Raw genomic sequence first — 24,557 nt, 5'->3', positions numbered from 1 at the left:
CGCTCGCGCACCGGACGCGTCTGCGGTGGCGTCAGTCCTCGTAGACGCTGCGGCTCAGGGTGCCCAGCCAGGGCAGGTCGCGGTAGTGCTCGGCGTAGTCGAGGCCGTAGCCGACGACGAACTCGTTGGGCAGGTCGAAGCCGACGTCGAGCAGGTCGACCTCGGCGGTCTGGGCCTCGGGCTTGCGGAAGAGGCTGATGACGTTCAGGGAGTTGGGGTTGCGGTGGCGCAGGTTGCGGATCAGCCAGGACAGCGTCAGGCCGGAGTCGATGATGTCCTCGACGATGAGGACGTCGCGCCCGGCGATGTCGCGGTCGAGGTCCTTGAGGATGCGCACCACGCCCGAGGAGGTGGTCGAGGAGCCGTAGGAGCTGACGGCCATGAACTCCATCTCGGAGGGGATGCTCAGCGCGCGGGCGAAGTCGGTCATGAAGAACACCGCGCCCTTGAGCACGCCGACCAGCAGGAGGTCCTGCTCGCTGTCGCGGTAGCGCTCGGAGACGGCGTCGGCCATCTCCCGGACGCGCGCGGCGAGCTCGTCCTCGTGGACGAGGACGGCCTCGACGTCGTCTCCGTAGGGGTTCTCGGGGACGTCGTAGTCTTTCTTGTCGTGCATGTCGCTCGCTTTCGGCCTGGGGGTTCGCGGTGTGCGGGTGGCCCGGGGCGCCGCGCCCTGGTCTCCCGCCTGCGGCGGGCCGGCACCGGCGCTTCCCGGGTCCGCGCACCGCACAGTCTGCCATGCCCGCGCGGGCGGCCACAATGACCGGGTGGTGCCACCCCCGGGGCTCAGACCTCCGTGATGCGCCCGGCGCGCCGTGCCAGGCGCAGCCCGCCGCCGCAGTCGACGGGGCCCTGACCGTGCCAGTCGGTGACCAGGCGGGCCAGGTCGCTTAACGACGCCGCGGTGACCCGCCCTCCCCGGTTCCGTACCAGGTGTGCGAGTGCGCGCGTGCGCACGGCCGCCGGCACCGCAGCCAGGGCGGCGACGTCCGTGGCGTCAATGCCGCGCGCCCAGTCCTCGAGAGCGGCGGAGTCCGCGGCCACGCGCGCGGCCGCGGCGGCCAGGGGGCCGGCGGCCGTCCCGCCGACGAGGTCGTCGAGGAGCGGCAGGACCTCGCCGCGCACGCGCACCCGGCGGAAGGCTGGGTCGCTGTTCTGCGGGTCGGTCCAGGGTTCCAGGCCGAGCTCCGCGCAGGCGGCGGCGGTGTCGGCGCGCGCGACGTCCAGGAGCGGGCGGCGCAGCTCGTGGGCCGGGTCGGCGGGGTCGGGGCCGCACTCGGGCATGCCGGCGGGGTTTCCGCGCAGGGCGCCGAGCAGGTAGGTCTCGGCCTGGTCCTCGCGGGTGTGGGCGATGAAGCAGGGGCGACCGGCCGAGGCCTGCGCCAGCGCCCGGTAGCGGGCGTCGCGGGCGGCGGCCTCGGCGCCCGCTCCCCCGGGCCCGGCGCCGGTGCGGGCGTCGACGCGCACCACCTGGGCGGTCGCCCCCAGGCGGCGGGCGGTGGCGGCGGCGCGCTCGGCGACCTCGGCGGAGCCGGCCTGCAGGCCGTGGTCGACGACGATGGCCTCCACGGCCAGCCCCTCGGCCAGCAGGGCGGCGAGCAGCGCGGTGGAGTCGGGGCCGCCCGAAACGCCGCACGTCGCGGGCTTCGCCCGCGCCGCGGGCTTCGCAGGCTCAGCCCGCGACCCGGAACGGGACCGGGACGTCTCACGCGCGACGTCGTCAATCGGGTGGGCGCGCAGATGCCTGCGCACGGCCACGCGCAGGCGGCCGAAGGCGGGCGGGTCGTGCGGCAGGGGCACCTCGCCGAGGGCGCGGGGCACGGGCTCAGGCCTCGCGCAGCAGGGACGCCAGGCGGTCCGCGCCCGCGCGGGCGGCGAGCACGTCGGCGTCGTTGGAGATGAAGGCGAAGGTGAACTGGTGTCCGTTCTCGCTGGTCACCACGCCGGCCAGGGCCGAGGTCCGGTCCAGGGTGCCGGTCTTGGCGCGCACCCAGCCGCGCCCGGGCAGGTCGCCGTAGCGCTCGGCCAGCGTGCCGGAGGCGCCGCCGACGGGCAGGGCCGTCAGCAGGGGGCGCAGCTCGCTGTCGGTGGCGGCGTAGTGCAGGACCTGGTCGAGAAGCCGCGGGGTGATGCGGTTGTCCACCGAGAGCCCGGAGTTGTCGTGGATCTCGGTGCCTTTGGTGTCGAAGCCGCGCTCGGTGAGCACGTCGAGGGTCGCCTTGGTCGCGCCGCCGGCGTCGCCGGTCTCGCCGCGGGCCAGCGCGACCTCGCGGCCGATGGCCTCGGCCATGACGTTGTCGGAGTCGAGCATCATCGCGTCGATGCGCTCGGTGAGCGTCGGCGAGTCGACCTCGGCGATCTTCTCGGCGCCCTCGGGGACCTCCGCGGCGGTCGGCTCGGCGGTGGGATCGGCGTCCAGGCGGCCAGCCAGGGCGGCGGCGACGTCGGCGGCCGGGGTGTGGCTGCGCGGCACGTCGCCCTCGGTGGCGTCGATGCGCGCGCCGTTGATCATCACCGGGTCCAGGGGCGCCACGAAGCCGGCGTCGACGTCGACGGGGTCCCAGCCGGCCAGGATGCGCTCGCCGGACCAGGCACTGACGTCCACGGCGACCTCCTCGACCGGGGTGCCGGACGCGCGCACGGCGGCGGCCAGCTCGTCAAGCGAGTCGGAGTTCAGCCAGACGTCGCCGGTGGCCTTGAGCACGATCTGGCCGGGGTTCTCGCCGCGGTAGACGGCGGTGGTGATGCGGTCCTCGGCGCCGAGCTCGGCGACGGCCGCCGCGGCGGTGAGCACCTTCGTCGAGGAGGCCGGGCGCAGCGCGGTGTCCGGATCGACCTGCCACACGGTCTCGCCGCTGGCGGCGTCGGTGACGATCGCGCCGAAGTGGCCGAGCTCGGCGCCGTCGGCCACGCCCTGCAGGCCAGCGGCGAGCCGGTCGCGGGCCGCCTGGTCGAGGGCGACCGGGTCGACGGGCTCCATGAGGTCTGCGGGATCGGCCAGCTCGAAGGCCGGTCCGTGCTCGAGGTCGCCGTAGGAGCGGTCGTAGGCCACGCCCGCCGCGGCCACGCCACCGACGAGGACGGCGGTGACCGCGGCCGCCGTGATCCACCATGCCTTCTGTGACTTCACGCGGTTCACCGTACCGCCCGCATGTGTCCGCCACCGCCCGCGGCCCCGGGCGTGGCTCCGGCGGCGGCCCCGGGTGTGGCTTCCCGGGCCCTCCCGGCGCGCGCCCGACGTGCCGCGGCGGGCGGGTAGGATGACGGGAAAGTCAACCGAGAAAGGACCAACTGGCATGAGCGTCGAAGTCACCGTCGAGATCCCGAAGGGTTCGCGCAACAAGTACGAGGTCGACCACGAGAGCGGCAAGGTCTACCTGGACCGCTACCTGTTCACCCCGATGGCGTACCCGGCCGACTACGGCTTCATCGACGGCACCCTCGGCGAGGACGGCGATCCGCTGGACGCCCTCGTGATCCTGCCCGAGCCCGTCTTTCCCGGCGTCGTGGTCGAGGCCCGCCCGGTCGGCGTGTTCAAGATGACCGACGAGGCCGGCGGCGACGACAAGCTGCTCTGCGTCATCGACGACGTCCGCTACGAGGGCTACCAGGACATCGACGACGTCGCGCAGAACGTCAAGGACGAGATCGAGCACTTCTTCGTCCACTACAAGGACCTGGAGCCCAACAAGGAGGTCCAGGGTTCCGGCTGGGGCGACAAGGCCGAGGCCGAGAAGATCCTGGCCGAGGCCGTGGAGCGCGCCAAGAAGTAAGGCACTCCGGCCCGGAACGGGGCCTCTGACCCGACCCGCCGTGGGTGACGTGACCACAATCTCGTCGCCGACGGCGGGTTCTCCCATGTCAGCGACGAAAACACGGTAGATTCGGGGTATGTCCGAAAAGCGCGCCGCCGATCCGCTGCCCCCGCCCGCGGAGCTCCTGAGCTCCCCGTCCTTCCAGCTCGAACGCCTGCGACGCCGCACCCGGGACGAGGTGGAGTCCCGCCTGGCCGCGGAGGACACCACGCTGCGCGAGTTCTGGGTGCTCGCCTGCCTGGTCGAGGTCGGCGGCGACGGCGAGAACCAGTCGCGGCTGGCCGCCACGCTGCTCATCGACCCCTCGGACGTGGTGCGCATCATCGACCGGCTCGAGGAGAAGAGCTGGGCCAGCCGCACTCGCGACCCGCAGGACCGGCGCCGTCAGCTGGTCACGGCCACGAAGAAGGGCCGCAAGGCCCACGGCCGGCTCGCCGAGCTGATCGCCGAGGGCGAGGACGCTGCGCTCGACGAGTCGACCTCCAAGCAGCTCAAGCACCTGCGCAAGCTGGCCCGCGCGATCATCGTCGAGGACACCCCCGCACAGCAGGCGTAGGCGGCAGCAGAGGCAGAGAAGAAGTCGGGCGCGGACCTCTCGAGGTCCGCGCCCGGCTTTCGGCTGCTTAGCGACGGTGCGCGTCGCACCCGCGGCGCGGGTGCCCGGTGCCGTCCGGTACTACCGGATCAGTCGCCGATCTGGTCGCGGCCGCGCATCACGATCTTCGGGTCGGGCTCGCCGACGAGCTCGTGGTCCTTGTCCGAGTACTCGAACTTGCTGAGGATGTAGCGCATCGCGTTGATGCGGGCACGCTTCTTGTCGTTGGACTTGATCGTGATCCAGGGCGACTCGTCGGTGTCCGTGTAGCGAAACTGCTCCTCCTTGGCCCGGGTGTAGTCGTCCCACTTGTCCAGGCTGGCGAGGTCCATCGGCGAGAGCTTCCACTGGCGCACCGGGTCGACCTGACGGATGGCGAAGCGGGTGCGCTGCTCCTTCTGGGTCACGGAGAACCAGAACTTGGTCAGCGAAATACCCGAGCCGAGGATCATGTTCTCCAGCATCGGAACCTCGCGGAGGAACTCGGCGTGCTGGGACTCGGTGCAGAAGCCCATCACTCGCTCGACGCCGGAGCGGTTGTACCAGGAGCGGTCGAAGAAGACGATCTCGCCGGCAGAGGGGAAATGCTCGATGTAGCGCTGGAAGTACCAGGAGGTCGACTCGCGCGGGCTGGGCTTCTCCAGGGCGACGGTGCGGGCGCCACGGGGGTTGAGGTGCTCATTGAAGCGCTTGATGGTACCGCCCTTGCCGGCGGCGTCGCGCCCCTCGAAGAGGATGATGTGCTTCTGGCCGGTGTCCTTGGTCCAGTTCTGCCACTTCAGCAGCTCGATCTGCAGGGCGCGCTTGACGTGCTCGTACTCGTCACGGGACATGCGCTCGTCGTACGGGTAGTTCTCACGCCAGGTCTGCACCGGGGTGCCGTCCGGGCGGATGAGGGCCGGATCGTCCTCGTCCGAGTCATCGACCACGTAACCTTCGGTCTTCGTGAGGTCGATGATCGGCAGATCGTCGTCACTGTGCTCAGCCATGTGAATCATTCTACCCGCATGCGGTGGTGCTGCCTGACAGCAAACCCGAGAGGTGACGTCGGCGACTCCCGCCCGGGGTGATCAGGCGTTGCATCACACCCCCGGAGACCACATTCCCGAGGCGTGCGTGACGTGCCCGGAGATCGCGACAACCAGCCCCAGTTAGCGACGGCCCTGGTTGTCGGCATGGTCGTTGGCAGCCTTCCATAGGGGAAAGTTGCAACGACCCTCTGAAGCCAAGCGACCCCGGCATGCGAAAGCGCCCCGTCACCCGAAGGTGCGGGGCGCTCGAGGCTCCGGAGTCTCTCAGAGACTCAATGCCGGACGTACCTTAGCGGTACAGACCGAACAGCTTGGAGAGGGCCTCGGCAACGTCAGCGAAGACGCCACCGAAGGTGTTCAGCAGAGCGGAGATGACGGTGTCGTGGTGCACAGCGTCGTCGCCCTTGCCGGTCTCCCAACCGGAGGACAGGAAGCCCCAGTTCTGCAGGTTGGTCCAGGCGTCGGTGTCGTAGGACTTGTCGTATTCGATCTGATCCATGAGATCCCTTTCTCGAAGAATGATGGCCAGTGGATGCTGTCATCCACCGGTTGGTTCAGGTTGAGGATTAGTTCCCGGCGGTAGGGACTACTCGCCCTCGGGGCGAAGACCCTCGAAGAAGTCGTCGGTGTTGCCGCGATTCTCAGGGGAGAAGGCCTTACCAAGGTTGAAGAAGAACTCCGGGACGCCCTGGAAGAAGACCTTGATGTTCTCAGCGAAGGTGGCCAGCTCGTCGAACTGCTGCGACCAGATCTGGGAAAGGACGGAGAAGTCCATGCTCTGCTCCTTGTCGTGCGGACCGCAATCTGCGACCGTGTATGTACATGACGCGAAGCTCGGCCGCTGCGATGCCCGTAGGTTACCCCTACACACGCGCAGGCGCCGTGCTTACAGCCCTCTATGATGCCACAAAGGATCCTCACGTCAACTGAAAAAAATGTGATCTCTACCCCTCCCAGGTTCCGGTAAGGAAGTCCGACACGCCACATTATTTCCCCTATGGAATGGAAAGATGGCTCTGACCTGGGGAAATGTATTATGAATGAATTTGTAACACTCGGACCCGCCCACATAAGTGGGGAATATTCCTCACTTTACCGGCATGTGATTCACCTAGAATTAAACTTTTCAGCCCCCTCACAGAAAGAGAGCCGCCCCCTCATTCGGGGGCGGCTCTCGCCGTCAGCGGCCCGTTCAGAACCGCTCAGCGGCGGCGGCCACGTGGCCTAGGGGCGGATCAGAAGCCGCCCATGCCGCCCATCGCGGCCGCGGCGTCGGCGTCGGCACCGGCGCCCGCGGGCTCCGGCTTGTCGGCGACGACGGCCTCGGTGGTCAGGAAGAGCGCGGCGATGGAGGCCGCGTTCTGCAGCGCGGAACGGGTGACCTTGACCGGGTCGGAGACACCGGCGGCCATCAGGTCGATGTACTCGCCCGTGGCGGCGTTCAGACCCTCACCGGCCGGCAGGGACTCGACCTTGGCGGTGACCACGCCGGGCTCCAGGCCCGCGTTGTGCGCGATCTGCTTCAGCGGGGCGGACAGGGACTCGCGGACGATCTTCACGCCCGTGGCCTCGTCGCCCTTCAGGCCCAGGTCGTCCTCCAGGACGTGGGAGGCCTGCAACAGGGCGACGCCGCCACCGGCGACCAGGCCCTCCTCGACCGCGGCCTTGGCGTTGCGCACGGCGTCCTCGATGCGGTGCTTGCGCTCCTTGAGCTCCACCTCGGTGGCGGCACCGACCTTGAGCACGGCCACGCCGCCGGCCAGCTTGGCCAGGCGCTCCTGCAGCTTCTCGCGGTCGTAGTCGGAGTCGGAGTTCTCGATCTCGGCGCGGATCTGCTTGATGCGGCCCTCGATCTGCTCCTGGGAGCCGGCGCCCTGGACGATGGTGGTCTCGTCCTTGTTGACGACGACCTTGCGGGCGGTGCCCAGCATCGGCAGGTCGGCGGTCTCGAGCGAGAGGCCGACCTCCTCGGAGATGACCTGGCCGCCGGTGAGGATGGCCATGTCCTGCAGCTGCGCCTTGCGGCGGTCGCCGAAGCCCGGGGCCTTGACGGCGACGGACTTGAAGGTACCGCGGATCTTGTTTACCACGAGGGTGGACAGGGCCTCGCCCTCGACGTCCTCGGCGATGATCAGCAGCGGCTTGCCGGACTGCATGACCTTCTCGAGCAGCGGCAGCAGGTCCTTGACGTTGGAGACCTTCGCGGAGACCAGGAGGATGTAGGGATCCTCGAGCACAGCCTCCTGACGCTCCATGTCGGTGGCGAAGTAACCGGAGATGAATCCCTTGTCGAAGCGCATGCCCTCGGTGACCTCGAGGTCCACACCGAAGGTGTTGGACTCCTCGACGGTGATGACGGAGTCCTTGTTGACCTCGCCGTTGCCCACGGCGTACATGGCACGGGCGATCTGCTTGCCGATCTCGGGGTCGGCGGCGGAGATGCCGGCGGTCGCGGCGATCTGCTCCTCGGTCTCGACCTCCTTGGCCTGCTCGAAGAGCTTCTTGGTCACGGCCTCGACGGCGGCCTCGATGCCGCGCTTGATGCCCATCGGGGAGGAACCGGCCGCGACGTTACGCAGGCCCTCGCGCACGAGCGCCTGGGCCAGCACGGTGGCGGTGGTGGTGCCGTCGCCGGCGACGTCGTCGGTCTTCTTGGCGACCTCCTTGACCAGCTCGGCGCCGATCTTCTCGTAGGGGTCCTCAAGGTCGATCTCACGGGCGATGGAGACGCCGTCGTTGGTAATGGTCGGCGCGCCCCAGGACTTCTCGAGCACGACGTTGCGGCCCTTGGGCCCCAGGGTGACCTTCACGGCGTCGGCGAGCGTGTTCAGGCCCTTCTCCAGGCCGCGGCGCGCTTCCTCGTTGAAGGAGATGATCTTTGCCATGTGGTTGCTACTCCTTTAAAGATTTGTCGGGGACGACACTCACGTCTGTTCATCGGCCAGCAGGCGCCCGCGACGGCACGGTCGGTCGAGTGTTGGCCAACCTCACCCGCTGTCTGGCACTCATCGGTGTGAAGTGCTAGATCCCGTTCTAGCAGTCGACCCGCCCGAGTGCAAGAACGCGACGGCCCTCTCCGGGGCCTTCCCGACGGATCCCGCGCCTGCTCTCACGCACGCCACGAGTAGTTACAGTGGACCCATGAGCAACGACACCCAGACCCAGGCCGTGCGCGAGTCCGTCGCCGGCGACCGCGAGACCGTCTTCCGCGAACTCTCCGAGCTCGTCTCCTTCAACTCCGTGCACGGGGACCCGGAGTTGACCGACCAGACCGCCGCCGCGGCGGACTGGGTCGCCGAGGCCTTCACCGCCGCCGGGCTCGACGTCGACAAGCTCGAGACCACCGACGGCTCCCTCGCCGTCGTCGGCCGCCGCGCCGCCAAGGGCGACGCGCCCACCGTCCTCCTCTACTGCCACTACGACGTCGTCGCCGCCGGCGCGCGCGAGGCGTGGGAGACCGACCCGTTCACCCTGACCGAGCGCGACGGCCGCTGGTACGGCCGCGGCTCCGCGGACTGCAAGGGCAATGTCGCCATGCACCTGGCCGCCCTGCGCGCCGTCGAGGCCGCCGGCGGCACCGACCTCGGGCTCATCCTCGTGGCCGAGGGCTCCGAGGAGCAGGGCGGCGCCGGCCTCGACGACCTCGTCGCCCAGCGCCCGGAGCTCACCGACGCCGACGCGATCCTCGTCGCCGACACCGGCAATGCCGCCGTGGGCACCCCGACGCTGACGACCTCGCTGCGCGGCGGCGCCCAGGTCACCGTCACCGTGCGCACCCTCGAGGCCGCCATGCACTCCGGCATGTTCGGCGGCGCGGCCCCGGACGCCGCCTTCGCCCTGGTGCGCATGCTCAACTCGCTTCGCGACGTCTCGGGACGCACCGTCATCGAGGGCGTGGACACCTCGGCGACCTGGCCGGGCGAGCCCTACGCCGAGGAGGCCTTCCGCGCCGACGCCGGCGTGCTCGACGGCGTGAACGTCATGGGCACCCGCGGCGACCGGCCCTCCGACCTGGTCTGGGCCCGCCCCGCGGTGACCCTGACCGGCTGGACCTCCACCCCGGTCGAGCAGGCCGTCAACGCCGTGCCCGCCACGGCCAGCGCCCGGCTGAACCTGCGCGTGGCCGCCTCCGACGACCCGGCCGATATCGCCGGGAAGCTCGCCGAGCACCTGCGCAACCACGCCCCGTGGGGCGCCAAGGTCGAGATCTCCATCGACGACGTCAACGAGGGCTTCGACTGCGACACCTCGCGGCCGGCCGTGCACCTGCTCGGCGACTGCCTCGCCGAGGCCTACGGCGCTGACGAGTGCTCCGCCATCGGCTCCGGTGGGTCCATCCCGCTGACCAAGGTGCTCCAGGACGCCCACCCGGACGCGGAGATCGCCCTGTTCGGCGTCGAGGAGCCGCGCACCGGCATCCACGCACCCAACGAGTCGGTCGACCCGACCGAGATCGAGAACCTCGCCGTCGCCGAGGCCCTCTTCCTGCTGCGTTACGGCAAGTAGGCGACGCCGGGCGAAATTTCCGCCGAAACGCTTGCGCGGTGAGCGCTGTGCGATATACACTCACCGATGTGACTCACCTCATCGATCTTCTTCAGCGAGTAGCCGAGGCTACGCACCCCAGCGCGGGATAGGGACTGACCCCCGCGCATGGGGGTTCAGCCATCGCACCACTTCGCCGAAGAGTCGGTCCACCAACTGCACCTACGCGCTTTCACGAGGACCGAACGATGAACACCTTCTCCGTCACCACCGCCGACACCACCCGCACCCGGACCGCCACCCGTCGCACCACCACCGCGCCGCGGACCACGGACACACCCGGCCATCATGACGACGGGGACGACCCCTTCTTCCGCCGCTACGGCACCCGCCGCCTGCCCCGCGGGCTGCGCGAGGAGGCCGCCGGCATGGACTGGCAGCTGTTCCTGACCATCTACTCCCCCGAGGCGCGCCTGGCGGTCAACCACGTCACCAGCACCCGCAGGGACAACTGCACCTACCGCTTCGGCATCTCGGCCACCCGTCGCTCCAAGACCCACGCCCCGCGCGAGGAGTTCCACGAGATCGACGCCTCCGGCCCCGCGGCGGCCTGCTCGCAGCTGCTGGCCGACGCGGGCCGCGCCGTCGAGATCCTGGACTTCCACCAGTACCCGCTCTTCGAGGCCACGGTCACCTTCATCCGCGGCTCCTGGAACAACCGCACCGCCTGGGCGATGGGCTTCGGCCCCGACCCGCAGACATCCGTCGTCCACGCGCTGACCTGCGCCGCCGAGCGCATCCACGGCTGAGCTCCGCCACGGGTCCGGGGCGAGGCTGCCACGGGCCGGGACCGACGCCGGAGCGGGTGTGACAGCCCCGGCTCGGAGCGACGGGCCAGGAAATATATAGGTACACTCTGGCGTGTTGGCCGTGTCCCATAGATCCCCGTCCCCTCAGCGCGCCGCGGCAGCGATCCGCCTGCGGGTTCAGCAGCGCCCCCGCCGACCCGCGGCTCGGGTGTCTTACCGGTCCGGTTTCCTGGCCCTGCCCGACCGAAGTGAAAAGGGGAGTTTCACCGCGTGCTGATCCTGCTCTGTGCCCTCGCCGTCACCTCGGCGGCCGCGCCACCGCTGATCCGGGCCATGGGCCGGGCCGGCTTCGGGCTCCTCGCCCTCGTGCCGGCCGCGGGATTCGTCTGGACGGCACGGCACTTCCTCGACGGCACCTTCGCCGACGGCGGCGCCCTGACCGCCACCTACCGCTGGCTCGACCCGCTGCACCTCAACCTCGAGTTCCGCATGGACGGGCTCAGCGCCCTGTTCAGCCTGATCATCCTCGGCGTCGGCGCCCTGGTGCTGCTCTACTGCTGGGGCTACTTCGACTCCGCCCCACACCGCCTGGCCAAGTTCGGCGGCGAGATGGTGCTCTTCGCCACCGCCATGTACGGCCTGGTCATCTCCGACGCGATGCTTCTGATGTACGTGTTCTGGGAGATCACCTCCGTGCTCTCCTTCCTGCTCGTCGGCTACTACGGCGAGCGCGCCTCCTCGCGACGCGCCGCCGGCCAGGCGCTGATGGTGACCACGCTGGGCGGGCTCGCCATGCTCGTCGGCATCATCCTCTTCGGCTCCACGACCGGGGTGTGGAACCTCTCGGAAATCCCCGGCATCGAGGATCTCGCCGGGCAGCCCTACATCGTCGTCTCCGTCATCCTCATCCTCGCCGGCGCGCTGTCGAAGTCCGCGATTTTCCCCTTCCACTTCTGGCTGCCCGGCGCCATGGCCGCCCCGACGCCCGTGTCGGCGTACCTGCACTCCGCGGCGATGGTCAAGGCCGGCATCTACCTGGTCGCCCGCCTGGCCCCCGGCTTCAACGTCGTCGGCGCCTGGTACCTGGTCATCATCCCGATGGGCCTGATGACCATGCTGGTGGCCGGCTGGATGGCGCTGCGCCAGAAGGACCTCAAGCTCATCCTGGCCTACGGCACCGTCTCCCAGCTCGGCTTCATCATCTCGGTGGTCTCCATCGGCTCCCGGGAGGCCCAGCTGGCCGGCCTCGCGCTGACCTTCGGCCACGCGCTGTTCAAGGCGACGTTGTTCATGATCGTCGGCGCCATCGACCACACCTCCGGCACCCGGGACGTCGAGGAGATCTCCGGACTCGGCCGCAAGCGGCCCTTCATGTTCGCCCTCGCCGTCATCGCCGCGGCCTCCATGGCCGGCATCCCGCCGCTCTTCGGCTTCGTGGCCAAGGAGACCGCCCTCGACAAGGTCATGGACGAGCCGCTCCTGGTCGGCATGCCCAGCTCGCTGATGATCGTCGGCCTGGTGCTCGGCAGCATCCTGACCATGGCCTACAGCCTGTTCTTCCTCTACGGCGCCTTCGCCACCAAGCCCGAGCACCACCCCTCCGGCGGCGGCACCTCCGAGGCGATCGCCAACATGCACCCCTACGGGCCCAAGCTGTGGCTCTCGCCGGTGGTGCTCACCGTCTTCACCATCGGGCTGGGCCTGTGGCCCGCCCCACTCGACGGCGCGATCGCCCAGTACCTCGGCTCCCGCTTCCCCGGCACCGAGGCCTCGCACCTGGCGCTCTGGCACGGCCTGACCCCGGCCCTGGGGCTCTCCGCGATCATCATCGCCGGCGGTGCGGTGATGTTCTGGCAGCGCGGCGTGGTCCACCGCCTGCAGCTCGACGAGCCCGCGCTCGGTGACGCCAACGCCGCCTACGACGCCGTCATCAGCTTCCTGCGCACCCTCTCGCTGCGCCTGACCGCCTCCACCCAGCGCGGCTCCCTGATGATCAACCTCGGCGTCATCTTCGCCGTGCTCGCCGCCACGCCGCTGACCGCCCTGATCTTCGGCGAGCGCGACGACGTGCGCATGGAGGTCTGGGCCAGCCCCTGGCAGGCCATGGCCGCAACGATCATCATCTTCGCCGCGCTCGGTGCCACCCGCACCCACAACCGCCTGTCCGGCGTGATCATGGTCGGCGTGACCGGCTACGGCCTGGCCATGATCTTCGCCCTGCACGGCGCGCCGGACCTGGCGCTGACCCAGGTGCTCGTCGAGACCATCCAGATGGTCATCTTCATGCTGGTGCTGCGCAAGATGCCCACCACCACCGAGTGGAAGGGCACCCCGAAGGGCAACCGGGCACGCGCCTGGCTGTCGGCGGCGACCGGCCTGTCGGTGACCATCGTGGCGCTCTTCGCCATGAACGCCCGCTCCGAGCGGCCCATCTCCGAGCTCATGCCCGCCCTGGCCAAGGAGATCGGCCACGGCGCCAACACCGTCAACGTGCTGCTCGTCGACCTGCGCGCCTGGGACACCATGGGCGAGGTCTCCGTGATCGTCATCGCCGCCGTCGGCGTGGCCTCCCTGATCTACGGCACCCGCTCCTTCTCCCGCTCCTCGCACCGCCCGACGCTGCGCGCCGTGGGCCGCCGCTGGCTCTCCGCGGACATCGAGACCGAGAAGGCGCAGAACCGCTCCCTGATGGTCGACGTGGTCACCCGCCTGGCCTTCCCGGCGATGATGCTCGTCTCCCTGTACTTCTTCTTCGCCGGCCACAACGCCCCCGGCGGCGGCTTCGCCGGCGGCCTGGTCGCCGCGCTCGCGCTGTGCCTGCGCTACCTCGCCGGCGGCCGCCCCGAGCTCGAGGCGACCCTGCCGGTCGACCCCTCGCGCATCCTGGGCACCGGCCTGATCGCCGCGGTGGCCGGCGCCACCTGGCCGATGTTCATCGGTCGCCCGCCGCTGTCCTCCGAGGTCTGGGACCTGACCGTCCCGCTCATCGGCGACATGCACGTGCCCTCGGCCCTGCTCTTCGACGCCGGCGTCTACGTCATCGTCGTCGGCCTGGCCATGCACATCCTGACCTCGCTGGGCGGGCGCATCGACCTCGACGAGGAGCGCCGCCGCCAGCGCGCCCGCGACCGCGCCCGCTCCGTGGCCCGCGCCACCGAGCGCCGCCGCGCCAGTGCGCGCGCCCGGGCGAACGCCAACGCCGAGAAGATGCCGCGCAAGATCGCCGCCTCGCCGCCGATACCGGTGCCGGTGCCCGCCGGTGGATCCGGTGCGGCGGAGACGGCCGCGGCCGACAGACCCAAACCCGACTGGACCGCCCACGCCCGCACCGCCGCCGACGAGGCCGCCGAGGGGGCAGCCGCGGACGCGGCCGGCGGTTCGGACGCCACCGGCAAGGGCGAGGCACTCGCCCACGGCACCCCACGCGGCGTCGGCAAGCACGACACCGACAACGACACCGACGGAAAGGAGCGCTGAGATGGTCGCCAACCTCTTCCTGCTGCTCGCCGCCGGCACCATGGTCGCCGCCGGGGTCTACCTGGTGCTCGACCGCGCCATGACGAAGATGATGCTGGGGCTGCTGCTGATCGGCAACGGCGCCAACCTGCTTATCCTGCAGGCCGGCGGCGGCGCCGGCGCCCCGCCCATCGAGGGCCGCAACAGCGAGGTCCACGAGGGGCTGATCGCCGACCCGCTGGCGCAGGCGATGATCCTGACCGCCATCGTCATCTCCATGGCGATGACCGCGTTCATCCTCACCCTGGCCTACCGCCAGTACCGCTACCGCACCGCGGACGTCATCGAGGACGACGTCGAGGACGCCGCCATCGCCGCGCGGCCCACCACCGCCGCCGCGGCCCCCGACCACGACGCCTCCGACGACCCGAAGACCGGCAGCCCCACCTCCGAGGGCGACACCTTCGGCCCCCGCTCCTTCGAGGCGCCGGTGAAGGGGGAGGACAATGAGTGAGTACTTCTCCGGGCTCGTCGGCACCGTCGGCCCCGTGATCGCCTACCTGATCCCCCTGCCGATCCTGATCCCCGCGCTGGCCGCCGCGCTCGCGCTGGTCTTCTCCCGGCATCCGATGATCCAGCGCACCATCGCCTTCATCGCGCTGCTGGCCACCATCACGCTCTCGGCCGTCATGGTCATCGTCGTCGACTCGCTCGGCGTGCAGACCCTGCAGATCGGCGGCTGGCAGGCCCCGGTGGGCATCACGCTGGTGGCCGACCGGCTCTCGACGGTGATGCTCACAGTCTCCGGCCTCGTCCTGTTCGCGGTCATGTGGTACGGCATCTCGCAGGGCATCCGCGACGGCGACGAGCACGACCCCGTCGCCGTCTTCGTGCCGACCTACCTGCTGCTGTCGATGGGCGTGAACATCTCGTTCCTCGCCGGCGACCTGTTCAACCTCTACGTCGGCTTCGAGGTCTTCCTCGTCGCCTCGTATGTCCTGCTGACGCTGTCCGGCTCCGCGTCACGTGTGCGCGCCGGAGTCAGCTACGTGATGGTCTCCATGGCCTCCTCGATGGTCTTCCTCTTCGGCCTGGCCATGGTCTACGCCGCCGTGGGCACGGTCAACATGGCCCAGGTCGGCATCCGCATGGAGTACGTGCCGTCCGGCACGCGCGCGGCCATCTTCGGCGTGCTGCTGGTCGCCTTCGGCATCAAGGCCGCCATCTTCCCGCTGGACGCCTGGCTGCCGGACTCCTACCCCACCGCCCCCTCGCTGGTCACCGCCGTCTTCGCGGGCCTGCTGACCAAGGTCGGCGTCTACTCGATCATCCGCGTGCAGACGGTCATCTTCTCCGACGGCTCGCTGCAGACGATGCTCATGGTCGTGGCCCTGGCGACGATGCTCGTGGGCATCCTCGGCGCCATGGCACAGAACGACATGAAACGACTTTTGTCGTTCACCCTGGTCAGCCACATCGGCTACATGATCTTCGGCGTGGCCCTCGGCACCGCCCACGGCCTGAACGGAGCGATCTTCTACGCCGTGCACCACATCCTGGTGCAGACCACGCTCTTCCTGGTCGTCGGCCTGATCGAGCGCCAGGCCGGCACCTCCTCGCTGCGCCGGCTGGGCTCGCTGCTCTACGTCACCCCGGTCATCGCGGTGCTCTATTTCATCCCGGCGATCAACCTGGGCGGCATCCCGCCGTTCTCCGGGTTCATCGGCAAGGTGCTGCTCATGCAGGCCGGCGCCGAGGTCGGCGGGTTCTGGGCCTGGCTGCTCATCGGCGGTGCCGTGGTCACCTCGCTGCTGACCCTCTACGTGATGGTGCTGGTCTGGTCCAAGGGCTTCTGGCGCTCCCGCAAGGACGCCCCGGAGGGCAACCTGGCCATGGCCCGGCCCTCCCCGCTGGCCGACGTCACCGACGAGGTCGAGATCGCCGACCGCGAGGACGTCGGGCGCGTGCCCTTCGGCATGGTCGCCTCCACCGCGCTGCTGGTGGCCGCCTCGTGCGCCATCACGGTTTTCGCCGGCCCGCTGGTCTCCGTGACCGAGCGCGCCGCCGAGTCCTCGGCCAACGTCGCGGTCTACCGTGAGGCTGTGCTGGGCACCTCGTCCGACGACCCGGGCCGCGACCTGGACCCGACCACCCGCGAGGACACCGGTGCAGACCACCGCCACGACGACGAGCCCGGCACCGACGGCGCCCGTAAGGCCGGCTCCGACTGCCTGGACTCCGCCGAGCGCGGGCACTCGCCGGTGCAGCGCCCCGAGGGCGGCCCGGCCGACGTCAACGCCGGCACCAACGGCGACAGCGCCGACGCCTACACCGACGCCGGCGGTGACGAGGACGCGGACAAGGAGGAGACCCGATGATCTACCACGGGCTGCGCAACCGCTTCCGCCCCCTGGCCATCATCCTGCTGGCCCTGGTGTGGATCTTCCTGATGGGCGAGTTCACCTGGGCCAACGTCATCGGCGGGCTGGCCGTGGCCGCCTTCGTGGTGGTCCTGCTGCCGCTACCGAAGCTGCCGATCAGCAACATCTCGATGAACTGGCCGGCCGCCTTCGGCTTCGTGGTGCGCTGGTTCGGCCAGCTGGCCCAGGCCTCCGTCCAGGTCGCCTGGCTGGCCATCCGCCCGCAGGCCCCGCCGCGCACCGCCGTGGTGCGGGTGCCCATGCGCGTGGCCAACGAGCTGGTGCTCACCCTGGCCACCGCGGCGTACAACCTGCAGCCGGGCGGCTCGGTCTCCGACATCGACATCGCCAACCGCATGTGGACGGTCCACCTGCTCAACGCGGACGACGAGGAGCACCTCAACGCCGAGATCGAGAACATCCGCCGCCTCGAGCGCGACATGATCAGAATCTTCGAGAGGAGCTGACCGTGGACCCCACCATCTACAACGGCGTGCTCACCGTCGCCGCCGCCGCGTTCTGCGTGGCCTTCGTGCTGACGACGTACCAGATCCTCGCCGGCCCGAACTCCCTGGACCGCGTGCTCGGCCTCGACGGGCTGGTCGCCATGATCCAGTGCGCGCTGGCGGTCTACATCTGCTGGACGCTGGACACCACCGTCTCCAACGCGATGCTCGTCGTCGCGCTGCTCGGCTTCATCTCCTCGGTGTCCGTCGCCCGCTTCCGCAAGAGGGACGGTTCCTGATGCACCTGCAGTTCTTCACCGACCTCATCTCGCTGCTCCTCATCTGCTGCGGCGCCTTCCTGGTGCTCTCCGCGGCGATCGGGCTGCACCGCTTCGGCGACACGATGTCGCGCGTGCACGCGATCACCAAGCCGCAGACCACGGGCCTGATCCTGACCGTCACCGGTGCGATCGTCCGTGTGCTCGGCTCCGAGCACTTCTCCGTCGCCGAGCGCGGCGACCTGGGCGTGCTCGTGCTCCTGCTGTTGTTCACCTTCATGACCAACCCGGTCACCGCCCAGCGCCTGGGCCGTGTGGCCCGCCGCGAGGGGCTCTACGGCGACCCCGAGCACATGTCGCGTAACGACGCCCCCGCGGAGCGTTCCCTGCGCACCAAGTCCGGCAAGGCGTCCAAGTCCAGCAAGGCCGCCAAGACGGCCAAGACCGGCAAGATCGCCCGACCCGACCGGGACGGGCGGGTCTAGGGACTTGTAGTTCCGGCGGCCCCGGGGGCGGGCCCGCCGGGGCCGCGCCGCTACTCGCCGTGGGTGGGCGGGGTGAGCTCGTCCATCTCCGCGATCGTCGCGTCGACGGCCGGCAGCCACGAGCCGTGCTTCTCGAAGAGCCGGCGCTGGCGGGCATACCCGGCGCCGCGCTCGAGGATCTCCGGGATGAGCGCCAGCTCCTCGGCGCAGCCGATCTCCCCGGCCAGCGGGGCGAGCGTGTCTGCCAGCTCGGAGAGCTCCTCGGAGACCCACCGCTCGTCGGTGGCCTGCGAGGTGATCACCAGCGCCTCGAGCCCGTAGCGGGCGGCGCGCCACTTGTTCTCCTCGACGTGCCAGGGCTGCAGGATCGGCAGGTCCTCGCCGCGGTCGATCATCCGGTCGTAGTGGACGACCAGGCAGTGGGTCAGCGCCACCACGGCGGCCAGCTCGCGCAGGTTGCTCGTGGCGTCGGAGACGCGGACCTCGATGGTGCCCCACTTCGGCGCGGGGCGGATGTCGAAGTGCATCGAGCCGGTGTGGTTGATCACCCCGGAGATGTCCTGGTCGTGCATGTAGCCCTCCCACTCGGCCCAGGTGCTGAACTGGTGGGGAAGGCCGGCGGTGGGCAGCTGCTGGTAGAGCATCGTGCGGTTGGAGGCGTAGCCGGTGTCGATGCCGTCCCAGCCCGGCGAGGAGGCCGTAAGGGCCAGCAGGTGCGGGAACTTGGTCATCATCGCGTTGATGATCGGCCACACGCGGTCCTCGTGGCTGATTCCGACGTGGACGTGGATGCCCCAGATGAGCATCTGGCTGCCCCAGTAGCGGGTGCGCTCGATGATCTCGTTGTAGGAGCCCTTCTCGCTGACCGGGTTCTCGCGGAAGTCGGAGAAGGGGTGCGAGCCGGAGCCCCACAGCTTCAGGCCCAGCTTGCCGGCGGACTCGCGCACGGCGGCCAGGTCGTGGCCGAGCTCGGCGACGATCTGCGGCACAGAATCGCACACCCCGGTGACCAGCTCGACGGTGTTCTGCAGGAACTCGCGCTCGAGGTGGATCTCCGGGTGGTTGGCCTTGACGTCCGCGATGACCTCCGCGGCGCGCGGGGCCAGGTCGCGGGTCTCCGGGTCGATCAGGGCGACCTCCCACTCGACACCGATGGTGTGGCGGGGGCTGCGCTTGAACGGGATCGGGGTGACCTCGGAGCGGGTGCCGGGGTGCTCCCAGCCGCGGGGCTGTGCCGGAGGTGTCATCGCTTCTGGGCCCGGCCTTTCGGGGTTGCGGGTGTGGTCCTCGGGCGTTTTCACGCCGTCACCTGGAGATTACCGGGCGGGCAGGCGCGGAAGGAATCCGGCGGGCCCGACCCGGGCCGCGGTGAATGAAAAGGCCCACGAATGGACGGGCGTCGGGCACACCGCCGCCGGGCACACCGACGCCGCGGCGCTACAGCGCAACGTCGGTGGCGAGCACCAGCGTCAGGTCGTTGGCGCCGGCGGTGTCGTCGGGCAGCGCCTGGTCGTACTCGCGGGCCACGCCGCCGACGCGGTCGGCCAGCTCGCGGGCGCGCTTCTCGGCGTCGGCGTTGCCGGGCTGGAAGAACACGGTGTTCTCCGGGACCTGGAGGACCTCGCCGGGCAGGTTGCCCACGGAGCCGACCTCGGTGCCCTGGCCCTTGAGCTCGTCGGAGAGGCGGGCGGCCAGGTCCGGCACGGTAGAGTTGTTCAGCACGTTGACCTTGGCCGGGGCGGCGTCGCCGCGGCCGGCCGCACCGTTCGCGCCGCCCTGGTCCTCGGCGGCCGGGCCGTCAGCCTCACCGTCCTTGTGCTCCTTGTCCTTGGCGTCCTGCCCGGCGCGCTCGGCGGCGTCCTTGCCGTCGGCGCCGTCCTTGCCGTCCTTGCCGTCGGCGCCGTTCTGGCCCTGGCTGTTCGCACCGTTCTGGCCGTTCTGGCCCTGCTCGGCGCCCGGCTCGGCCGAGCCGCTCATGGCGGCGGAGTCGGAGCCCTCGTCGTCCCCGCCGGAGGTCAGGGCGTAGACGCCCCAGAGCCCGAGCAGCACGGCGACGGCGATGAGCACCATCGCCAGGCCGCGCAGCGGCAGCCCGGAGCCGGCCGCCGCACCGGAACCGGCACCCGCGCCGGCACCGGCCGCACCAGCACCCGCGGCGCGGGCTTTACCGCCCTCGCCGCCCTCGCCGCCCTCGCCGCCCTCGCCGCGCTCGGGCGCCTCGTGCGCGCCGGCCGCCGCCTCGGGCTGCCCCTCGTAAGCGTCCTCGTACACGTCGTCGTAGCCGCCGTTGCCGCCGCGGCGTCCACCGTTGCCATTCACATTAGTCACACGCGTAACACTAATACATTTGCTCACCAGCCGTCCGCCGCCATGCCGGAGCGGCCGCACAGAAGATCCCCCGCACCCCGGAACCACGGACCCCGCACCCCGGCGCGCACCCCGCACGCCCACCCCGCAGCGCCCCGCTCACAACCCCCGGTCGCGCAGCCGCTCCAGGCGCGCCATCAGCAACGGGTGCGCCGCGCGCGCGTCGGCATCGTCAATCAGTCTGTTCAACCGCTGGTAGTAGCGCACCGGCGAGATCCCCAGCCGCTCCCGGATCGCCTCGTCGCGCGCGCCCGGCGAGCGCGGGGCGTGTTCGGCGAACTCGAGGAGGTCCGCATCGGTGGCCGGGGTGGACATGCCTAAACTGTATGCCATGACTGTCCGGCCCATCGTCATCTACGGCGACCCCGTCCTGCACAACCCCACGCGCCCCGCCGAGGAGCCGTTCTCGCAGTACCGCGAGCTCATCGACGACATGTTCGAGACCATGAAGGTGGCCCACGGCGTCGGCCTGGCCGCCAACCAGATCGGCCTCGACCTGCGCATCTTCGTCTACAAGTGCCCCGACGACGAGGGCCACTGGCACGAGGGCTACTTCCTCAACCCCACCCTGGAGACCTCCGAGATCCCGCAGACCATGCCGGCTGTCGACGGCTCCGACGACGAGGGCTGTCTGTCCGTGCCCGGCGAGGGCTTCCCCACCGGCCGCGCCCACTGGGCCAAGGTCACCGGCTTCGACCTCGACGGCAACGAGGTCACCGCCGAGGGCGAGGGCTTCCTCGCGCGCTGCTTCCAGCACGAGGTCGGCCACCTCGACGGCTTCGTCTACCTGGACGTGCTGGTCGGGCGCAACAAGCGCGCGGCGAAGAAGGTCGTCAAGGCCCACGGCTGGGACCACGCGGGCAACACCTGGATGCCGGGCGTGGACCGCGACCCCTTCGGCCACGACGACGAGCCCGAGGCCTGATCCCCCAGACATGAGTCCGCGTCCGCGCTCCGGGATCCGCCGCGTCTTCCGCACCGAGACCCCCGGCCTCGGCGACCGGGTCACCGTGCGCCGCCGCGTGCCGGGCACCCGCCAGGTCACCGACGTCATCGGCCACATCGTCGCCCTCGAGCCGCTGACGGTGCGCCCGCAGGAGGTCGGCGGCCTGCCGTCGAACGCCGAGGCCGTGGTCATCGACCCCGCCCAGCTGGTCACCGTGCGCCTGCTTCCCGAGCGCACCGTGCGCAACGGCGACATCCGCGCCGTCGAGGTCGCCACCGCGCGCGCTTTCCCCGGCATCGAGCACGCCACCAGCTCCGACGGGCAGTGGCTGCTGCGCGCCGGCGATAGCGTGACCGAGCGCTCCAACTCCGCCGCCCCTTTGGGCCCGCAGGCCGGCTTCGGCGCGGTGCCGCTCGACGAGATCCTCGCCTTCTACGCCCGCCACTCCATGCCCGCGATCATCCAGGTGCCCGAGCGCATCGCCCGCCCGGCCGAGCGCCTCGCCGCCGGGCCGGAGTGGGAGTGGGGCCCGGAGATCCTGGTGATGACGCGCCCGCTTGACGACGCCGCGCCTGCCGCGACGGTGCCGGACGGGTTCACGTTCGAGGTCGACGACGCCCCGGACGAGGAGTGGTACTCGCTCTACCACTTCCGGGGCCAGGCCCTGCCCCGGCACGCACTCGAGCTGTTGCGCGGCGACATCGACGGCACCATGAGCTTCGGGCGCATCCGCGCCGCCGACGGGCGCACCGCGGCGATCACCCGCGGCACCGTCACCGCCGACGACGCCGGCCGGTCCTGGCTGGGTCTGTCTGCCGTAGAGGTCTCCCCGGACTTCCAGCGCCACGGACTGGGCAAGGCGATCACCGCCGGGATGCTCGCCTGGGGTACCGCCGCCGGCGCCGGGCAGGCGTTTTTGCAGGTGGTGCACACCAACACCGCCGGCATCCGCCTCTACCGCTCCGCCGGCTTCGCCGAGCACCACCGCCACCGCTACGCGCACCACCTGCCGAGCTCGGGATAGGGTGGTGGCCATGCGCATCGCCACCTGGAACGTCAACTCGGCGCGCACCCGCGCCGACCGTATGGCGGAGTTCCTGACCCGCCACGACGTCGACGTCCTCGCGGTCCAGGAGACCAAGTGCACCGACGAGAACTTCCCGGTCTCACGCTTCGAGGACCTCGGCTACGAGGTCGCCCACGTCGGCTACAACCAGTGGAACGGCGTGGCGATCCTCTCCCGGGTCGGGCTCGAGGACGTCGCCGACCACTTCGACGGCCAGCCCGGCTTCACCAAGACCGGCGGCGTCGACGAGGAGCGCGTCGAGGCGCGCGCGGTGGGCGCCACCTGCGGCGGCGTGCGCGTCTGGAGCCTGTACGTGCCCAACGGGCGCGCCATCGCCGACCCGCACTACCAGTACAAGGTGCGCTGGCTGTGGCGGCTGCGAGACCGCGTCAAGCAGCGCCTGGAGTCCCACCCGGAGGCGCGCCTGGCGCTGATGGGTGACTTCAACATCGCGCCGCAGGACCACGACGTGTGGGACCGCGCCTTCTTCGAGGGCCGCACGCACGTCACCGAGCCGGAGCGCGCCGCCTTCGAGGGCCTGTGCGAGGCCGGCCTCGAGGAGGTCACCCGCGCGCGCACCGGGGAGACCCCGTACACCTACTGGGACTACACGGCCGGGCGCTTCCCGCGCAACGAGGGCATGCGCATCGACTTCCAGCTGGCCAGCGCCCCGCTGGCCCGCCGGATCACCGGCGCCTTCATCGACGTCGACGAGCGCTCCGGCAAGGGTGCCTCCGACCACGCCCCGGTGGTGGTCGACTACGACGTCGCCGACTTCGACGCGGTGCGCTGACACCGGGGCCTCGGACACTCGCGCATGGGCCTCTCCTTCAGCGTCGACCTAGACACTTGGCAGCTCGTCGGGTTGATCATCGACTACGCCATCAAGATCATCGCCATCGGCTACGTGCCCGAGGGCCGCCGGCCGAGCTCCTCGACCGCCTGGCTGCTGGCCATTCTGCTGCTGCCGTTCGTCGGCCTGCCGCTCTTTTTGCTCTTCGGCTCGCCCTACATCAACCGCCGCCGCCACCGCATCCAGCAGGAGGCCAACGCGATGATCGAGGACATCCAGGCCGACACCCCGGACCACCCGGAGGGCATGGACCTCTCCGACGACCTCGACGCGATGATCCGGCTCAACCGGAAGCTGACCAACCTGCCGGCCGTCGTCGGCGAGGACCGCGCGCTGCACACCGACTACGAGGAGTCCATCGCCGCGATGGCCGCCGCCATCGACCGCGCCCGCGACTACGTCCACGTGCAGATCTACATCATGGCCTGGGACAAGACCACCGACGTCTTCTTCGAGGCGCTGGGCCGGGCCGCCGACCGCGGGGTGCGCGTGCGCCTGCTCTTCGACCAGCTGGGCTCGTTGAAGTACCCCGGCTACCTGAAGCTGGGCCGGCGCCTGGACAAACTCGGCGTGGACTGGCACCTGACGCTGCCGCTGCAGCCCTGGCAGCTGCGCTTCCGCCGACCGGACCTGCGCAACCACCGCAAGATCGTCATCGTCGACGGCGAGGTCGCCTTCCTCGGCTCGCAGAACATGATCGACCGCAGTTACCTGGTGCGCGGCAACGTCAAGGCCGGCAGGCGCTGGGTGGACGTGATGCTGGAGCTCGCCGGGCCGATCGTGGACTCGATGGAGATGGTCTTCGCCACCGACTGGTACAGCGAGTCCGGCGAGGAGATCCCCCTGCACGGCCGCGAGCAGCCGGCCGGCGCCCCGCCGCGCGACTCGAGCGCGAACGTCGTCCAGCTGGTGCCCTCCGGACCGGGCTACACCACCGAGCCGGCGCTGCGCATGTTCAACTCCGTGGTCTACCACGCCAAGGAGAAGCTGATCATCTGCTCGCCGTACTTCGTGCCGGACGAGTCGCTGCTCGAGGCCGTGATCACCGCCTGCCACCGCGGGGTGGACGTGGAGCTGATGGTCTCGGAGAAGGCGGACCAGTTCATGGTCCACCACGCCCAGTCCAGCTACTACCAGGCCCTGCTCGAGGCCGGGGTGCGCATCCACCAGTTCCCCGCGCCCTACATCCTGCACACCAAGTTCGTGCTCGCCGACCCGGGCGAGGGCGGCGACGAGACGGTCGCCGTGGTCGGCTCCGCCAACCTGGACATGCGCAGCCTGGGTCTGAACTACGAGGTCTCGCTGCTGGTGGCCCGCGGCGACCTGCTGCTCAAGCTCCACGACCTCGCCGAGGCCTACCGGCGCACCTCCAAGGAGCTGACCCTGGCCGAATGGCGCCACCGCGGCGTCATGCGCCGCTACGTCGACAACGTCATGCGCCTGACCTCGGCGCTCCAGTAGGGCGGGGCTGCGCGGGCCGCCGCCGCGGGGCCTCCCGGCCCCTC

The 24,557-nt window shown here is 70.4% G+C and carries 23 protein-coding genes and 1 pseudogene; 14 read left to right on the top strand and 10 right to left on the bottom strand.

The features are described from left to right. Positions 1-31: 31 nt before the first annotated feature. The 3 genes from hpt to dacB all read right to left on the bottom strand — a co-directional run bounded on the left by hpt (position 32) and on the right by dacB (position 3,130). The gene (gene hpt, locus QP119_RS06125; RefSeq protein WP_284774498.1) at positions 32-616 is read right to left on the bottom strand and encodes a hypoxanthine phosphoribosyltransferase; all 585 of its coding nucleotides are present in this window, start codon (positions 614-616) and stop codon (positions 32-34) included. A gap of 170 nt (positions 617-786) precedes the next feature. After that, on the bottom strand, positions 787-1,821 hold the full coding sequence (gene tilS / locus QP119_RS06120) for a tRNA lysidine(34) synthetase TilS (protein WP_284774495.1): 1,035 nt from the start codon (positions 1,819-1,821) through the stop codon (positions 787-789). Positions 1,822-1,825: 4 nt separating this feature from the next. After that, positions 1,826-3,130, bottom strand: coding sequence for a D-alanyl-D-alanine carboxypeptidase/D-alanyl-D-alanine endopeptidase (gene dacB, locus QP119_RS06115; protein WP_284774492.1), 1,305 nt, complete (start codon positions 3,128-3,130; stop codon positions 1,826-1,828). Between the two features lie 166 nt (positions 3,131-3,296). Here dacB and QP119_RS06110 point away from each other — a divergent pair, with 166 nt between their 5' ends. Together QP119_RS06110 and QP119_RS06105 are read left to right on the top strand one after the other, a co-directional pair. Then, positions 3,297-3,773 (top strand): inorganic diphosphatase, encoded by a 477-nt coding sequence (locus QP119_RS06110; protein WP_075664559.1) that lies wholly within the window; start codon positions 3,297-3,299, stop codon positions 3,771-3,773. Between the two features lie 118 nt (positions 3,774-3,891). Further along, positions 3,892-4,371 (top strand): MarR family winged helix-turn-helix transcriptional regulator, encoded by a 480-nt coding sequence (locus QP119_RS06105; protein ID WP_284774489.1) that lies wholly within the window; start codon positions 3,892-3,894, stop codon positions 4,369-4,371. Between the two features lie 128 nt (positions 4,372-4,499). Here QP119_RS06105 and ppk2 read toward each other — a convergent pair whose 3' ends face one another. The 4 genes from ppk2 to groL form a co-directional block, all read right to left on the bottom strand. Next, a complete protein-coding gene (ppk2, locus tag QP119_RS06100; RefSeq protein ID WP_284774487.1) occupies positions 4,500-5,399 on the bottom strand; it encodes a polyphosphate kinase 2 in 900 nt (299 codons plus the stop codon). Between the two features lie 331 nt (positions 5,400-5,730). Then, a complete protein-coding gene (locus QP119_RS06095) occupies positions 5,731-5,940 on the bottom strand; it encodes a hypothetical protein (protein ID WP_284774485.1) in 210 nt (69 codons plus the stop codon). Between the two features lie 87 nt (positions 5,941-6,027). Beyond that, positions 6,028-6,216 carry a hypothetical protein gene (locus tag QP119_RS06090; protein ID WP_284774484.1) on the bottom strand — a complete coding sequence of 63 codons (189 nt, stop codon included), beginning with the start codon at positions 6,214-6,216 and terminating at the stop codon, positions 6,028-6,030. A 460-nt stretch (positions 6,217-6,676) separates the two neighbouring features. Further along, positions 6,677-8,326 carry a chaperonin GroEL gene (gene groL / locus QP119_RS06085; RefSeq protein ID WP_284774482.1) on the bottom strand — a complete coding sequence of 550 codons (1,650 nt, stop codon included), beginning with the start codon at positions 8,324-8,326 and terminating at the stop codon, positions 6,677-6,679. 256 nt (positions 8,327-8,582) lie between these two features. Between groL and QP119_RS06080 the strand changes: the two genes are divergently transcribed. The 8 genes and pseudogenes from QP119_RS06080 to QP119_RS06045 all read left to right on the top strand — a co-directional run. Further along, positions 8,583-9,947, top strand: a complete 1,365-nt coding sequence (locus QP119_RS06080) for a dipeptidase (protein ID WP_284774480.1) — start codon at positions 8,583-8,585, stop codon at positions 9,945-9,947. Positions 9,948-10,174: 227 nt separating this feature from the next. Continuing rightward, complete coding sequence (locus QP119_RS06075) at positions 10,175-10,735, top strand: acetyl-CoA acetyltransferase (protein ID WP_284774478.1); 561 nt, start codon at positions 10,175-10,177, stop codon at positions 10,733-10,735. 270 nt (positions 10,736-11,005) lie between these two features. After that, positions 11,006-14,212 carry a Na+/H+ antiporter subunit A gene (locus QP119_RS06070; RefSeq protein WP_284774476.1) on the top strand — a complete coding sequence of 1,069 codons (3,207 nt, stop codon included), beginning with the start codon at positions 11,006-11,008 and terminating at the stop codon, positions 14,210-14,212. A 1-nt stretch (position 14,213) separates the two neighbouring features. After that, on the top strand, positions 14,214-14,705 hold the full coding sequence (locus QP119_RS06065) for a Na(+)/H(+) antiporter subunit C (RefSeq protein ID WP_284774474.1): 492 nt from the start codon (positions 14,214-14,216) through the stop codon (positions 14,703-14,705). Continuing rightward, the gene (locus QP119_RS06060) at positions 14,698-16,569 is read left to right on the top strand and encodes a Na+/H+ antiporter subunit D (RefSeq protein ID WP_284774472.1); all 1,872 of its coding nucleotides are present in this window, start codon (positions 14,698-14,700) and stop codon (positions 16,567-16,569) included. Before QP119_RS06065 ends, QP119_RS06060 begins: the two co-directional genes overlap by 8 nt. Next, entirely contained in the window at positions 16,569-17,078 is a 510-nt protein-coding gene (locus tag QP119_RS06055; protein WP_284774586.1) for a Na+/H+ antiporter subunit E, read from the top strand. Before QP119_RS06060 ends, QP119_RS06055 begins: the two co-directional genes overlap by 1 nt. Positions 17,079-17,080: 2 nt before the next feature. After that, positions 17,081-17,356: a monovalent cation/H+ antiporter complex subunit F gene (locus tag QP119_RS06050; RefSeq protein WP_075664569.1), complete on the top strand. Its 276-nt coding sequence runs from the start codon at positions 17,081-17,083 to the stop codon at positions 17,354-17,356. After that, a pseudogene (locus QP119_RS06045) lies at positions 17,356-17,733 on the top strand (monovalent cation/H(+) antiporter subunit G); the annotation flags it as partial. The gene QP119_RS06050 and the pseudogene QP119_RS06045, both read left to right, overlap by 1 nt. Before the next feature lie 137 nt (positions 17,734-17,870). On the opposite strand, the gene QP119_RS06040 reads toward QP119_RS06045, so the two are convergent. From QP119_RS06040 to QP119_RS06030, 3 genes are all read right to left on the bottom strand, one after another. Beyond that, on the bottom strand, positions 17,871-19,067 hold the full coding sequence (locus tag QP119_RS06040; protein ID WP_284774469.1) for a glutamate--cysteine ligase: 1,197 nt from the start codon (positions 19,065-19,067) through the stop codon (positions 17,871-17,873). A 190-nt stretch (positions 19,068-19,257) separates the two neighbouring features. Beyond that, positions 19,258-20,148, bottom strand: coding sequence for a LytR C-terminal domain-containing protein (locus QP119_RS06035; protein WP_284774468.1), 891 nt, complete (start codon positions 20,146-20,148; stop codon positions 19,258-19,260). Between the two features lie 138 nt (positions 20,149-20,286). Further along, positions 20,287-20,502 carry a DUF3263 domain-containing protein gene (locus QP119_RS06030; RefSeq protein ID WP_284774466.1) on the bottom strand — a complete coding sequence of 72 codons (216 nt, stop codon included), beginning with the start codon at positions 20,500-20,502 and terminating at the stop codon, positions 20,287-20,289. Between the two features lie 16 nt (positions 20,503-20,518). Here QP119_RS06030 and QP119_RS06025 point away from each other — a divergent pair, with 16 nt between their 5' ends. The 4 genes from QP119_RS06025 to cls are packed head-to-tail and all read left to right on the top strand — an operon-like array spanning position 20,519 to position 24,513. After that, a complete protein-coding gene (locus QP119_RS06025) occupies positions 20,519-21,112 on the top strand; it encodes a peptide deformylase (RefSeq protein WP_284774464.1) in 594 nt (197 codons plus the stop codon). Positions 21,113-21,122: 10 nt separating this feature from the next. After that, on the top strand, positions 21,123-22,157 hold the full coding sequence (locus tag QP119_RS06020; protein WP_284774462.1) for an N-acetylglutamate synthase, CG3035 family: 1,035 nt from the start codon (positions 21,123-21,125) through the stop codon (positions 22,155-22,157). Between the two features lie 10 nt (positions 22,158-22,167). Beyond that, entirely contained in the window at positions 22,168-22,992 is an 825-nt protein-coding gene (locus QP119_RS06015) for an exodeoxyribonuclease III (RefSeq protein WP_284774460.1), read from the top strand. A 24-nt stretch (positions 22,993-23,016) separates the two neighbouring features. Continuing rightward, complete coding sequence (gene cls / locus QP119_RS06010) at positions 23,017-24,513, top strand: cardiolipin synthase (protein ID WP_284774457.1); 1,497 nt, start codon at positions 23,017-23,019, stop codon at positions 24,511-24,513. Positions 24,514-24,557: the final 44 nt, after the last annotated feature.

Source organism: Corynebacterium frankenforstense (assembly GCF_030211955.1).
In the GTDB taxonomy this organism is placed as follows: domain Bacteria; phylum Actinomycetota; class Actinomycetes; order Mycobacteriales; family Mycobacteriaceae; genus Corynebacterium; species Corynebacterium frankenforstense_A.
Note: the sequence above shows the minus strand (reverse complement) of the source record. Positions and strands in the feature narration are given on the sequence as shown.

What these genes read in the sequence shown, in the direction of transcription:
- hpt (WP_284774498.1), bottom strand. Translation starts at nt 616, where the DNA reads ATGCACGACAAGAAAGACTACGACGTCCCCGAGAACCCCTACGGAGAC.
- QP119_RS06110 (WP_075664559.1), top strand. Translation starts at nt 3,297, where the DNA reads ATGAGCGTCGAAGTCACCGTCGAGATCCCGAAGGGTTCGCGCAACAAG.
- QP119_RS06105 (WP_284774489.1), top strand. Translation starts at nt 3,892, where the DNA reads ATGTCCGAAAAGCGCGCCGCCGATCCGCTGCCCCCGCCCGCGGAGCTC.
- ppk2 (WP_284774487.1), bottom strand. Translation starts at nt 5,399, where the DNA reads ATGGCTGAGCACAGTGACGACGATCTGCCGATCATCGACCTCACGAAG.
- QP119_RS06095 (WP_284774485.1), bottom strand. Translation starts at nt 5,940, where the DNA reads ATGGATCAGATCGAATACGACAAGTCCTACGACACCGACGCCTGGACC.
- QP119_RS06090 (WP_284774484.1), bottom strand. Translation starts at nt 6,216, where the DNA reads ATGGACTTCTCCGTCCTTTCCCAGATCTGGTCGCAGCAGTTCGACGAG.
- groL (WP_284774482.1), bottom strand. Translation starts at nt 8,326, where the DNA reads ATGGCAAAGATCATCTCCTTCAACGAGGAAGCGCGCCGCGGCCTGGAG.
- QP119_RS06080 (WP_284774480.1), top strand. Translation starts at nt 8,583, where the DNA reads ATGAGCAACGACACCCAGACCCAGGCCGTGCGCGAGTCCGTCGCCGGC.
- QP119_RS06075 (WP_284774478.1), top strand. Translation starts at nt 10,175, where the DNA reads ATGAACACCTTCTCCGTCACCACCGCCGACACCACCCGCACCCGGACC.
- QP119_RS06065 (WP_284774474.1), top strand. Translation starts at nt 14,214, where the DNA reads ATGGTCGCCAACCTCTTCCTGCTGCTCGCCGCCGGCACCATGGTCGCC.
- QP119_RS06060 (WP_284774472.1), top strand. Translation starts at nt 14,698, where the DNA reads ATGAGTGAGTACTTCTCCGGGCTCGTCGGCACCGTCGGCCCCGTGATC.
- QP119_RS06040 (WP_284774469.1), bottom strand. Translation starts at nt 19,067, where the DNA reads ATGACACCTCCGGCACAGCCCCGCGGCTGGGAGCACCCCGGCACCCGC.
- QP119_RS06030 (WP_284774466.1), bottom strand. Translation starts at nt 20,502, where the DNA reads ATGTCCACCCCGGCCACCGATGCGGACCTCCTCGAGTTCGCCGAACAC.
- QP119_RS06025 (WP_284774464.1), top strand. Translation starts at nt 20,519, where the DNA reads ATGACTGTCCGGCCCATCGTCATCTACGGCGACCCCGTCCTGCACAAC.
- QP119_RS06020 (WP_284774462.1), top strand. Translation starts at nt 21,123, where the DNA reads ATGAGTCCGCGTCCGCGCTCCGGGATCCGCCGCGTCTTCCGCACCGAG.
- QP119_RS06015 (WP_284774460.1), top strand. Translation starts at nt 22,168, where the DNA reads ATGCGCATCGCCACCTGGAACGTCAACTCGGCGCGCACCCGCGCCGAC.
- cls (WP_284774457.1), top strand. Translation starts at nt 23,017, where the DNA reads ATGGGCCTCTCCTTCAGCGTCGACCTAGACACTTGGCAGCTCGTCGGG.